Origin of the sequence: Romboutsia sp. Marseille-P6047 (assembly GCF_900604535.1) — a bacterium.
GTDB lineage: Bacteria > Bacillota > Clostridia > Peptostreptococcales > Peptostreptococcaceae > Romboutsia_E.
The window spans coordinates 92,037-105,226 of record NZ_UWOT01000004.1; the positions used below are offsets into that span (position 1 = coordinate 92,037).

Annotated in this window: 14 protein-coding genes; 3 read left to right on the forward strand and 11 right to left on the reverse strand. The window is 26.9% G+C overall.

The features are described from left to right. Positions 1-3: 3 nt before the first annotated feature. Positions 4-1,065, reverse strand: a complete 1,062-nt coding sequence (locus EIH23_RS05445) for a helix-turn-helix domain-containing protein (RefSeq protein WP_122639214.1) — start codon at positions 1,063-1,065, stop codon at positions 4-6. A 243-nt stretch (positions 1,066-1,308) separates the two neighbouring features. Here EIH23_RS05445 and EIH23_RS05450 point away from each other — a divergent pair, with 243 nt between their 5' ends. Genes EIH23_RS05450 through nagB form a run of 3 tightly spaced genes read left to right on the forward strand, consistent with a single transcriptional unit; the run spans position 1,309 to position 4,013 of the window. After that, positions 1,309-2,046, forward strand: coding sequence for a GntR family transcriptional regulator (locus EIH23_RS05450; RefSeq protein WP_122639215.1), 738 nt, complete (start codon positions 1,309-1,311; stop codon positions 2,044-2,046). Positions 2,047-2,063: 17 nt separating this feature from the next. Then, a complete protein-coding gene (gene nagA, locus EIH23_RS05455; protein ID WP_122639216.1) occupies positions 2,064-3,203 on the forward strand; it encodes an N-acetylglucosamine-6-phosphate deacetylase in 1,140 nt (379 codons plus the stop codon). A gap of 39 nt (positions 3,204-3,242) precedes the next feature. Continuing rightward, entirely contained in the window at positions 3,243-4,013 is a 771-nt protein-coding gene (gene nagB / locus EIH23_RS05460) for a glucosamine-6-phosphate deaminase (protein ID WP_122639217.1), read from the forward strand. 575 nt (positions 4,014-4,588) lie between these two features. Here the strand turns inward: nagB and EIH23_RS05465 are convergent. From EIH23_RS05465 to EIH23_RS05510, 10 genes are all read right to left on the reverse strand, one after another. Continuing rightward, on the reverse strand, positions 4,589-5,404 hold the full coding sequence (locus EIH23_RS05465; protein WP_122639218.1) for a MurR/RpiR family transcriptional regulator: 816 nt from the start codon (positions 5,402-5,404) through the stop codon (positions 4,589-4,591). Between the two features lie 17 nt (positions 5,405-5,421). Continuing rightward, positions 5,422-6,336, reverse strand: coding sequence for an ROK family protein (locus EIH23_RS05470; protein WP_122639219.1), 915 nt, complete (start codon positions 6,334-6,336; stop codon positions 5,422-5,424). A 76-nt stretch (positions 6,337-6,412) separates the two neighbouring features. Next, complete coding sequence (locus EIH23_RS05475) at positions 6,413-6,868, reverse strand: YhcH/YjgK/YiaL family protein (protein WP_122639220.1); 456 nt, start codon at positions 6,866-6,868, stop codon at positions 6,413-6,415. Positions 6,869-6,879: 11 nt separating this feature from the next. After that, complete coding sequence (locus EIH23_RS05480; protein ID WP_122639221.1) at positions 6,880-8,376, reverse strand: sodium:solute symporter; 1,497 nt, start codon at positions 8,374-8,376, stop codon at positions 6,880-6,882. A 99-nt stretch (positions 8,377-8,475) separates the two neighbouring features. Continuing rightward, a complete protein-coding gene (locus tag EIH23_RS05485; RefSeq protein ID WP_122639386.1) occupies positions 8,476-9,381 on the reverse strand; it encodes an N-acetylneuraminate lyase in 906 nt (301 codons plus the stop codon). 47 nt (positions 9,382-9,428) lie between these two features. Beyond that, positions 9,429-10,139, reverse strand: coding sequence for an N-acetylmannosamine-6-phosphate 2-epimerase (locus EIH23_RS05490; protein WP_122639222.1), 711 nt, complete (start codon positions 10,137-10,139; stop codon positions 9,429-9,431). Positions 10,140-10,353: 214 nt separating this feature from the next. After that, on the reverse strand, positions 10,354-11,367 hold the full coding sequence (locus EIH23_RS05495; protein WP_122639223.1) for a DUF3021 domain-containing protein: 1,014 nt from the start codon (positions 11,365-11,367) through the stop codon (positions 10,354-10,356). An 11-nt stretch (positions 11,368-11,378) separates the two neighbouring features. Further along, positions 11,379-11,819 (reverse strand): LytTR family DNA-binding domain-containing protein, encoded by a 441-nt coding sequence (locus EIH23_RS05500; protein WP_122639224.1) that lies wholly within the window; start codon positions 11,817-11,819, stop codon positions 11,379-11,381. A 206-nt stretch (positions 11,820-12,025) separates the two neighbouring features. Continuing rightward, complete coding sequence (locus EIH23_RS05505) at positions 12,026-12,670, reverse strand: YigZ family protein (protein ID WP_122639225.1); 645 nt, start codon at positions 12,668-12,670, stop codon at positions 12,026-12,028. 70 nt (positions 12,671-12,740) lie between these two features. Beyond that, positions 12,741-13,190: an NUDIX hydrolase gene (locus tag EIH23_RS05510; protein ID WP_122639226.1), complete on the reverse strand. Its 450-nt coding sequence runs from the start codon at positions 13,188-13,190 to the stop codon at positions 12,741-12,743.

Below are 13,190 nucleotides of genomic sequence, written 5' to 3' on the forward strand. Positions count from 1 at the left end.
CTTTTATTTACCAAATTCGTCTATCTTACTTAGTATTTCTTTGTACTTATCTTCATTTCTTATAAAATCATATATACTTTCATCTAAAAGTTTTTTTAGATTTAAAACTATATACTCTTTTGAATGTACTCCCTCAAATAATTTTACTCCATCAAATAAAATATGATTATCTAAATTATAATCCCCTCCTGCACTTTCTATTATGTTTTCAATAGCTTCTAATGTCTTTTCCATGTTCTTATCTTTAGCATGTATATGAGAAGCTGTCATATTATTACCTATTCCACATATATCATCTAAACCAAAAACTTTTATAACTTTATCTTGTATGTCTAAAATTTCTTTTGCTTTAGATATATCTTCTTTTAAGTATATAGTTGTGTAATAATTTAAACAAGTTAATACACTATTTACTCTTTTATACGTTAAATTCTTTAAAATTTCTTTTGCATCATCTACTCTATCTTGATTAATGTATAGTCCAATTAGCATATCATCTCTATCCATACTTACTTTAGGTAAACTTAATATTACTTCTTCAGCTTTTTCAAATTCATTTTTCATTGTATATAGTGAACTTAAAATATATTTAGATGTTTCGATAATTTCTAATTCTTCACTTTGAGATGATACTTCTAACAATTCTATCGCTCTATTTAACATATTTTCAGCTTCATCTTCACTAGATGCACTAGGTATAGACATCATATATAAAGAACCTGCTCTAAATTTTAAAAACATACTGTTTGGATATTGTCTTATATAAGATTCACAAACTTTCATTGCATTCTCAGGACTATTTTTTTCAAATAAACTTGCACATTCTTTCATTATATTCATAACTTCTTCATTAGAGATTTCAATTTCATAACTTAAAAGTTTATCTATTGTAGTATTAAAGTATCTAGCAATAGAAGGAAGTATAGTTATATCTGGATAGGAATTTTTACTTTCCCATTTAGAAACTGCCGCAACTGAAACACCTACAGCTTTTGCTAATACTTCTTGTGTGACTCCTCTTTCTTTTCTTAATTTATATATAACCTCACCAATAGATAATTCCATAAATTTCTCCTTTTTAATATCTTAAATATATTTCTTTGCTTGTATTTAAATTATACATTTATAAAATTCCTCTAACAATGGAGGCTAAGTTAATAAATAGTTTATTTTTGTTAACTCTTATTCAAGCTTAGATAAATTTATGTAAATATTCTTTTATAAACTTGATTTTTAAGTACTTTAATCATATAATTAAATTATAAAATTGGTATATACCATTTGGTATATACCATAAAGGTGGTAAATATGAAATTAGTAGATAAAAACGCACAAATACCTCTATATATTCAGTTATCAGAAATAATAAAGGAAATGATTAATAATAAAGAACTGCAAGAAGGACATTACTTAATGTCTGAAAGGGATATTTGCAAAATTCAAGATATAAGCAGAATGACTGTTAATAAAGCAATTATGCATTTAGTAAACGAAGGAATTTTAGAAAGACGCCAAGGCAAAGGCACCTTTGTTTCTTATAAGAAGCAAAAGCTTACTTATGAAAGAATGCAAGGTTTTACAGAAATAGCAAAGTATAATAATCTTAATGTAAGAAATGAAATTTTAAAATTTGAATTATCAAAACCTAGCAATAAAGTTAATGAATACTTAAAGCTAAAAGATGATAACCTTTTAGTTTTTCAAATAGAGAGAATCAGATTTGTTGATGATGAGCCTACTATACTTGAAAAAATATATATTCCAAAGTATATGTGTCCAGGCTTAAGTAAGTCTCTTGTAGAGGAAAATTCTTTATATAAACTATATAGAGAAAAGTACATGCATAAAACTCAACAAGCTAGACAGGTAATAAATCCTATTATGTTAAATAAATCTGAATCAAAGCTTTTAAATGTAGACTTATCCACTCTTGGATTAAAAATTGACAGGGTTGTTTTTACTGATAAAGATGAGGTTCTAGAATATACTAGTTCTTTATTTATAACAAGTAAGCATCAATACGAAATTATACTTAATGAATATTAAAAATTAGGGGGAATATTATGAAAGCAATCATTAATGGAAAAATAATAACAAAAGATAAAGTTATAGAAGACAAAATACTTTTATTTGATGAAAAAATAGTAGATTTTTGTGATGAAGTTGATAAAGATATAGAAATTATAGATGCAAATGGTCTTTATGTTTCTCCTGGTCTTATAGATATTCATATTCATGGTAGCAATAATTTCGATACTATGGATAAAGATGATAGGGCTGTTCAAATTATAGGAGAAAGTATAAAGAAAACAGGAGTTACTTCATTTTTACCAACTACCATGACTATGGATAAAGATGATATTTATAGTGCTTTAGATAACATAAGAAAACTTATGAATAGAAAATATAATGGTGCTCAGGTAGTTGGTGCCCATCTTGAAGGACCTTTTATAAATAATAAATATAAAGGCGCTCAAAATAATAAATATATTCAATCTCCAAGTTTCTCTTTTATAGAAAATTATACAGATGTTATTAAGGTAATTTCTTATTCACCTGAAATAGATTTAGATTTTAATTTTACAAAAGAAGTTAAAGAGAAAACGGATATTGTTTTATCTCTAGCTCACACTAATGCAACTTATAATGAAGCTAAATCTTCTATATCTCATGGTGCCTCTAATATAACTCATTTATTTAATGCTATGACTCCTTTAAATCATAGAGAGATGGGTGTAGTTGGAGCAGCTCTTACGACTGATGTTTACTGTGAGATGATTTGTGACAATATACATGTTAATCCTGATTTATATCAATTTGTTATTGATAATAAAGGAAAAGATAAATTAGTTTTAGTTACAGATTCTATGAGAGCTGGATGTATGGCAGATGGTAAGTATGATTTAGGTGGCCAAGATGTTTTTGTAAAAGATAATGCAGCAAGACTTGCTTCTGGTAATTTAGCAGGAAGTGTCTTAACTTTGAATAAAGGTGTTTATAACTTTATGAAGAATACAGATATATCTATATATGAAGCAATTAATCTAGCTTCTCTTAATCCTGCTAAATCAATAAATATTGATGATAAAAAAGGAAGCTTAGAAATAAATAAAGATGCTGATATAGCTCTATTTGATGAAGAAATGAATTGCTATATGAGCATTTCACAAGGGGAAATAATTTTTAATAATTTAAATCAATAAATATATTTATAAATTATCAAAATTGGGAGGTATTTTAATATGAGAATAATAGTTTGTGAAAATTATGAATCATTAAGCAAAAAAGCAGCACAAATAGTAGGGAGTCAAATTATATTAAAACCTAATTCTATACTAGGTCTTGCTACAGGTAGTACTCCTGTGGGTATGTATAAAAACTTAATAAAAATGTACGAAGAAGGTTTAATAGATTTTGCAAAAGTAAAAACTTTCAACTTAGATGAATATTATAAACTTCCGGTTGATAATATTCAAAGCTACCATTATTTTATGGATGAAAACTTTTTTAACCATGTAAATATACCTAGAGAAAATATTCATATACCAGATGGACTTGCAAGTGATATTGAAAATGAATGTATCTCTTATGATGAAAGTATAAATAATAGTGGTGGTATTGATATACAAGTTTTAGGTATAGGAAACAATGCTCATATAGGATTTAATGAGCCTACTATAAACTTTAATAAAGGTACTCATGTTGTAACTTTAGATGAGTCTACAAGAGAAGCTAATGCTAGATTTTTTAATAGCTTAGACGAAGTTCCTACAAAAGCTGTTACTATGGGAATAGGTTCTATATTTAAAAGTAAAAAGATATTACTTTTAGCTAGTGGAAAAAATAAAGCAAAGGCTATATATGATACTGTTCATGGTCAAGTAACTCCACAAGTTCCTTCTTCTATATTACTACTTCATCATGATGTTATAATGATACTTGATAAAGAAGCTTCTAGTCTTTTAAATGAAGATGACTATGAGTCTGTTAATGATTATGAAAAAGTAAAATAATAAAAATTAAATAATTTTATCATATAAGAAATAACTGTACCTAAGAATTTAAACTATCTTAATTCTAAGTATAGTTATTTTTAATTCATTATTTAAGTATATTTATATTTCACGTTAACTATACTTATACTTCATATGATCACAGAATATAAACTAGGCACTTCTTATTAAGACCATCCAATATATTATCACTATATTCCAAAATGAATTATATATTTACTTTCTATTTTTGACTTATTAACTAAATAAATTAAATCATTATATTCTAACATCCTTTACTTAACTTTATAGCATAAAAATAACTATACCTTAGAATTTATTATATTTTAAATTCTAAAATATAGTTATTTATTAAAATCTAATTTTAAATTATTATATCAAATTAACATTGTCTCTTAAAAAATCTTGAAACTTTTTGAACATCATCACCTGCAAATAAAGTTAAAACAAAATCTGCAATAATTACAAATGTATCTAATGCAATGTCCATAAAAATTCACCACCTTTAATTTGATATATTAAAATTATAATTCAAATTTTAATATATATACTTATAAATCTATATTTATACTAAATTATTCATAAAGAGCATGAAGAGTGTTACTATGAAGCTCCTCTTTTCTAAGCCTATCACTTTGAAGGAAGTGAGCATAAAAAATATCAACTATAACTAAAACTGGAAACTGAGGTGAAATAGCCTTTCCATTCTCTAAATGTTCCTTAACTGCAACATATAATATTTCATCACAATATTTATCCATTTCTTCATCTTGCTTTGAAGTTATTAAAACTATACTAGAACCTCTTCTATGTGCTTCTTTTAAAGAGTTAATAACCTCTTTCGTATTACCACTAATACTAATTCCTATTACTAAACACTCATTATCCATTAAAACAGAATTCATCTTCATTATATGACTATCTGATATGGCTTCTACATTTACCCCTAATCTCATAAGTCTTAACTTCATCTCTTGTGCAACAAGACCCGAACTACCTCGACCATAAATATATATCCTTTTCTTATTAGAAATCATATCTACAATTCTTTGCATCTGTTTTTCATCTATTAACGTGTAACTTTTATTTAAAAGCTCTTCATAAGTATTTAAAACTTGTTTAGTGTAACTAGTAGTTATATTAGGAGTACTTTTCTCAAAACTTTGCTTATATACAAAAATAAATTCTCTATATCCATCAAATCCACACTTTTTTGCAAACCTAGATATAGATGCTTCTGATACAAACAACTTCTTGGATAAATTTTTTGATGAAACATCAACCTCTTCAGTATTTCGTATAAAAAAATCTGCAATAGTCTTTTCAGATGGCGTAAAGCTATCATATAATGATTCTACATGAGGTATTATGCTTTTTTGATACTCCTTCATAAATGATTTCCTCTCCTTTAGTAAGATACTACATCTTTAACTTTTCTTTTTTGCATATTTATAAAATTAAAATAAGCACCTAACATACCCGCTTTATTTTGATTTACAGCAAACTCTAATTTCGTTTTCTTTGCTATAAAAGGAATTAAATTTCTATCTATACTATCTCTTATTTTATCATATAAATATTCTTTTTGCCCCATTATTCCTCCACCAAGTACTACTACTTCTGGATTTATTATATAACAAATATTAGCTATTCCTTGTCCTAATACTTCAATCATCTCATCTATAGCGTTTATACAGTCTAAATCTCCTTCTTTTGCTTTTTCAAAAATATACTTGCCATTAATAGTTTCATGACTTACATTTTTTAATTCAGCTACTTTTTTCACTAAAACACTACTTGCACCTAGTTCTTGGAATGTAGATCCCATCATATTCATATATCCTACTTCTCCACCACTACCAAATGCTCCATGATAAACTTCATTATTAATTATAATTGCTCCACCTATTCCAGTTCCAATGGTTAAGCATACACTTATTTTACTTCCCTTTGCTCCTCCTGCAAAATGTTCTGCAAGAGCTGCACAGTTTACATCATTTTCTACCTCACATTTTATATTAAACTTATTCTCTATAGTTTCTTTAATCTTCATTCCTGTATAGTTAGGAATTATAGGTGAAGCATAAATAATTTCTCCTTTTTCACAATCAACCATTCCTGCTGTAGATATACAAACTCCATCTATATCATCATAAAAACTATTGTATTTATTTACAATTTCTATAATTTTATTTAGTATATTTTGCCCTCCCTTTTGAGCTTCTGTATTCATTTCATCTGTAGTTACAAAATTTAAATCTTCATTTAATAATCCATATTTTATTGAAGTGCCACCTACATCTATGCATATATACTTTTTCATAAGATACTCCTTTTTCATATATGATTTTAGGGAGTGCATCAAAACTTTATGCACTCCCTTTTTATACTCATTTTATTTATTTAGAAATAATTATCTTGAATATAGCTTTTTTTATTTTTTTAGGCTCTTTAACCTTTACCGCCGTTCTATGAGCATCATTTGGATAGCAAATTAAGAAATCATCTTTATTAAGTACTACATGACCATTCTTTTCACCTTCTAGTGGTAAAAAATCATCCTTTTCAACGAATTCTTTTTGCTCCATATTATCTATAAAGTTTACATCTATTTGTTCTTCTCCGTCTAACATAAGATGTAAATCTAAATAATTTTTATGAGCTTCCCAAAATCTATTTTCAAAATCTGTAGTTTCATATTCTACTATGTTTACAAAAAGGTTTTCTCCATCTATTTCATGACTTCCTTTATCGTAATTTAATAAATCATTAGAATTTGCATATTCAAAACATCTTTTTATATCAGATTGTAAATAATCATATTCATGTAAATTTTTTATATTACCAAATATCATACATATACCTCCTATGATTCATAAATTACTGTATCTTTATCAGGTACACTAACATCATTTTTTATTTTTCTAGATGCATAACTTACAGGAATTCCTACTATTAAAGATATTCCTATTGATATTATTGAGTAAGACCATATAGAAACTTCTGGCATAGTATATTTTATAACTATCATAGCTATTGATGATACTATAAATGCAGCAAATGCTCCTGTTGAGTTTGCAACCTTTGTAAATACCCCTAATACGAATGTTCCAGCTAGCACTCCTAGTACTAATCCCATAAATCCATTGAACCATTCATATGCCGATTTTATTTCCCCATTTGCAAGTACCATAGATACAACTATTGCAACTACACCTACTAAAAGTGAAACGTATTGAGCGATTCTTGTTTGTTGTTTAAAGCTCATTTGTTTTTTACTTAAACGTTCTTGTATATCTAATGTCCAACTTGTAGCTACTGAGTTAAGTCCAGTTGATAAAGTAGATTGAGATGCAGCATAAATTGCAGCAAGTAATATACCTGTTACACCAACTGGTAACTGATATGCTATATATGATGCAAATATTTGATCCTGTTGAGCTGTTTGAGCTAAAACTGGGTTTTGTCCATAGAACACGTATAATCCAGTTCCTATAAGATAGAACACTGTTGCTATGAATATTGATAAAGCACCATTAGTTAACATCATTTTATTTAATTGTTTTGTATCTGTAGTTGTAGTGAAACGTTGAACTATATCTTGACTTGATATATAAGAAGAACAAGTATTAAATCCTGCACCTACTACTATTAAAAATACACTTGTTTTTAATATGTTAGCATCGAATATAACCTCTTCTGCTCCTATAAACTTACCTTGTCTTAATGTTTCAAGCACTGCTCCTGCTCCACCATCTATATTAGCTAATAGATAAATAAGAGCAAATGTAACACCAACTAAAAGTACACTTCCTTGAATAAAGTCTGTCCATAAAACTGACTTTAATCCACCTGTATATGAATATATTATTGCTATAACACCCATTACTATTATTAATAAGTTTACATTTATTCCTGTTAAATTAGCAAGTACCATTGATGGTAAATACATTATTATAGACATTCTACCTATTTGATATACTATAAACATTAATGCTCCAAGTACTCTAAGTGCTTTACTTCCGAATCTTAATTCTAAATAATGATAAGCTGTATCTATATTTAATTTACTGTATATTGGTAAGAAGAATTTTATAGTTAAAGGTATTGCTATTAACATACCTAATTGAGCAAACCATAATATCCATGTTCCACCATAAGAGTTTCCTGCTAATGATAAAAATGATATAGGACTTAATAATGTCGCAAATATCGATACACTTGTTACCCACCAAGGAATAGTTCCATCACCTTTAAAGAACTCTTTCCCTTCCATGTCTTTCTTAGAAAAATGTAATCCTGCAAATAATACCGCCGCTAAATACGCCACTAGTATAATAAAGTCTATTGTAGTGAATCCCATATTTTACTTCCCCCTACAAATTTATTTTAGATTCTTTAATATATTTTAAGAGAAAAGTATTATTAAGTTTTAAGTTAATACTTTTCTCTTTAAATCAGATTAAGCGTTAACTATATCTACTTCTTTTACATATTTATCAAATATATTTTTAGCTTCTTTTACTTGTGCTTCTGTAGTTAAAGCCATTGGCTTACGGCAATATCCAGCATCTACACCACTTAATTTTAATAATTCTTTTAGTGTTGCATACAATCCATTTGAAAGTATTGCAGTTATTAAATCATTAGTTACATGTTGTATTTCTCTAGCTTCTGAAATTTTACCTTCTCTTGCTAAATCAAATATTTGTCTAGCTCTTATACCATTTACATTGAAAGTAGAACCTATAGCACCATCTACTCCAAGTACTGTAGCTGGTAACATCATTTCATCAAATCCTGCATAAATTAAATGATTTGGATAAGCCTTTCTTAATCTTTCTAATAAATAGAAGTCAGCTGCTGTAAACTTAACACCTATTATTTTTTCATTTTCAAATAACTCACCAAATTGTTCTACACTCATATCTACTCCTGTTAAGAATGGTATAGAGTATATTATTAATCTATTATCTACGCTATCTATTATTGTGTTGTAATAATCTTTTATTTCATTAAATGAGAATTTATAGTAGAAAGGTGTAACTGCTGATATAGCATCATATCCTAAATCTGTAGCAAATTTTGCTAATTCTATTGATTCATATACATTTATAGAACCAACTTGAGCTATTAACTTTATTTGGTCTTTAGCTTCATCTTTTGCTATCTCAAATACTCTTTTCTTTTCTTCAGTACCAAGCATAAAGTTTTCACCAGTACTTCCACCTACATATAATCCATCAACTTTCATATTATCTATGTTGTGTCTTATTATTTCACGAAGTCCTTTTTCATTTATACTTCCATCTTCATTATAAGAAACTAAAAGTGCACTAAATATTCCTCTCATATCTGCGTTATTCATCATATTATCAATTCTCCCTTTTGTTTAATTTTTATATTAATTTAAAATTAATTACCTATACTAATTATTAATTCACCAATTGCATCTGAAAATCTTTTAGTAATATTTTGAGGTCTTGTAATTATAGAACCTACCACTACACTATAGCTTCCAAGTTCTAAAACTCTTTTAGCTTTCTCTGGTGTATCTATATTTCCTTCTGCAATTACCTTATTTGAAACCTTAGATATTATTTCTCTAAGTATTTCAAAATCGTTTTCCTCTATTTTACTATCTTTACTTTGTTTTGTATATCCAACTAATGTTGTACCTATAAAATCAAATCCTAGTTTATCAGCATGTATTGCTTCTTCAACAGTAGAGCAATCTGCCATTAGTTTTTGATTTGGATATTTCTTTCTTATCTCTTTATAAAATTCATCAAGTGTAACTCCATTTGGTCTTAAACTGCTAGTTGCATCAAGTGCAATTATCTCAGGTTTAACTTCCATAAGTTCATCAATCTCTTTCATTGTAGGAGTTATATATACGTCACAATTTTCATAATCTCTTTTTACTATCCCTATTATAGGAAGGTCCACATTTTTTTGTATCTCTTCTATATCCTCTTTTGTGTTAGCACGAATCCCAACTGCTCCACCTTCCTTAGCTGCTCTAGCCATTCGCCCCATTATAAAAGAAGAATGTAGAGGTTCATGTGGTAATGCTTGACAAGATACAATTAAATTATTTTTTAATTGTTCTAGATTATCACTCATACTCTCTCTCCTTCATTAATTATTTCTTATGAGTTCATTATATATCCTCAGGAAATCATTTTCAATATTTTTTAATTTTTAGAAAGTACTTTCACTTTTTTTGATTTTTTACTGATTTTAGTTTAATTTATATATTTTTTTTGAAATAAAAAACATGTTTTGAAGTATATTATTCCAGTTAAAATTAATTTTAAATAAAAATAAACCGTATCACTTATTTGTAATACGGTTTGAATATTTCAATCCAACATAGTTTTTTATTATTATCAGAATTATCATCTCCAAAATCTATATAAGTAAATTCGGCAGTTACATTATTTATCCTATCATAATAAATATGTTTCTTTAATTGTTGTTCTTTATCATAATATTTCTCATAATAGTTGCTGCCTAATATTTGTGTTATATCATCAATTGACTTAACTTTATTTATGTCATTTATCTTAATATTTGTTTTATTTTCATCAAACCTAGTAAATATGTAAGAAACTTTATTTTGATTATCAACATCTAAATTTAATTCATCAAAATTATACTTATAGTCTGAATTATTCTCATTAGTTTGCGTATAGTTTTCAAAATCTACTAAAGATACATCCTCTCCTATTGAAATTCCATCAACTGTAATTTTTGATAAATTACTTGTTTTTACTGAATTCATTCTCAGTTTTTCAATACATAAGTTAAAAGTAATAAATACTAAAATCCCTAAAATTAATACAACAAATCCTCTTATTATAAATAAATTTTTCTTATCAACTTTTGATATTTTATCATTTTTAATTAATAATTTTTTCTTTATCTTTCTTATTTTTGTATAGCAACTAATAATACGATATATCCATATCACAATATATACTACTAATAATATACCTATATACAGTACTACATGTGATATACCTACCATATTTGTATGAGCAAGTAATAAATAAATAGCTATACAAATAGAAGAAATTATAAAATGCAATATAGTTTGAAATAATATACTCCATTCATCCTTTTCAAATATTATTGAGCTAATACCCATAATACTTCCAATTATACCTATTCCAAAATATTGAATAACAATTGCCTTTAAGACACTTCCAGTTTTATAAACAAGTGCAGTATCAGCTGGATAAAATTTACCTGTATTTAAACATATGGATACTATAATTGAAATTGTATAAGATAAAAATACTCCAAATACAAATCCTAAAATACCTTTAATATATAACCTTTTTTTCATATACTTATCTCCTACAATCCCAAAAATTTTTTTATTCCTGAAAGATATCTTCTAGAAACAAAACTTTCAATATTGCCTTTAAGTTTTATACAAATACTCCCTTTAAAACTTAAATCTATATCTATTACTTTCTTTAAGTTAATAATATCTGTGTTGGAAATTCTAACAAATGAATTTGATTCTAAAAGCTCCTCCAATTCATATAATCTAAACTTTACAATATACTCACTATCTACTGTCTGTGCATAAACGCGCTGATTACTACTATAAAATCTAACAATATCTTTTGGTTCTAAAAGAACTGCACGTTCACTTTGTATTCCAGTAATTAAAGTATCTTCCTCACCCGATAGTTTATGAATTAATCTACTAATTTCATCTGTCATTTGATTTGACTTAATAATTACTTCTGTTTCTTCATATTTTTCATCTATTTCTACATATACTTTCATTTTACTATTTACCTCCTCCCATAATATAACTTCATTTAAGTTATGCTTCAACAATTATTATATATGTGGTCAATTCTAGCTTTTAAGTGGCATAAATCATATTATAAAATCATTTCTTGTACTTAAACTCTAATTTATGTTCAATAAATAAAAAATGCTCAGTACTAAAATACTAAGCATTTTTTAACATACAATTATATAAAAATTTATAATATTATTTGACCATCTTGTTCAGATAAATAAAATTCTTCACCTAACTCTATTTTAGCTGTGGCACTAGTTATATCTGTAATTCTAGAAGTTAAGTTTTCAACAGCTTCTAACTTAGAATAAACTATAATTTCAACGTCATCAGTATAAAGAGTATCTTTTACAAAATAACCAAGATTCATTAATTCATTTTGAATTTTACCTAATTGATTATAATCAATCTTTATCTTAACTTCTTTATACATTACCTTTTCTATTATCTTTGCTGCATCAAGACCTATTTTAGCTCCTTTAGTATAAGCTCTAACAAGACCGCCTGCACCTAGTTTTATACCGCCAAAATATCTAGTTACAACAACTGCAACATCTCTTAAATCTTCTTTTTTTATAACTTCTAGTGTAGGTATTCCAGCTGTTCCTTGTGGTTCTCCATCATCACTATATCTTTGTATATTCATAGTAGGACCTACTGTATATGCCCATACATTGTGTCTTGCATCTTTATGTTTTTTCTTTATTTCATTTATAAATTCAATAGCTTCTTCTTCAGTCTTTACAGGCTTTGCATATCCTATAAAAGTTGATTTTTCTATTATAATTTCATCACTACCAAAGTCATGTAATGTCTTATAGCTACTCATTAAATCCTCCTGTGTGTATTTAAATTATTGAAAAAAGAAAGGGCATTAACCCTTTCTTTTTTATTTATATTTATTTATAGTTTAAGGCAACATTAGTTCCGTCACAACTGTTTTTCTTTATTTCTTTATATTTTTTGTATGATATATCAACTAAAGATCTTTCTTTGCTATGAGTTAACATATTTAAGGCTTCTTTTACTTTATAAAATCCACCATCCTTGAATTCACCATCAATTTTATAATCAGTATTTTGGGCTTCCATTACATACCAAGTTACTGCATTTGTTACTTCTTTTTGTCTACTTCTTGAGAAAAATTCATACATAGTATCACCTGCAACTTGTAGTGTTGTAGCTTCAACTCCTGTTTCTTCTTTTACTCTATTAACTGCACTTTCCCAAGCTAGCTCTTCATCATGAATTTTACCTTTTGGTAATGTCCACTCATCTCTATCGTTTTTTAATAAAAGGACTTTATTAGCGTAAAATACAACTCCACCTGCACAACGTCTTACTATCAT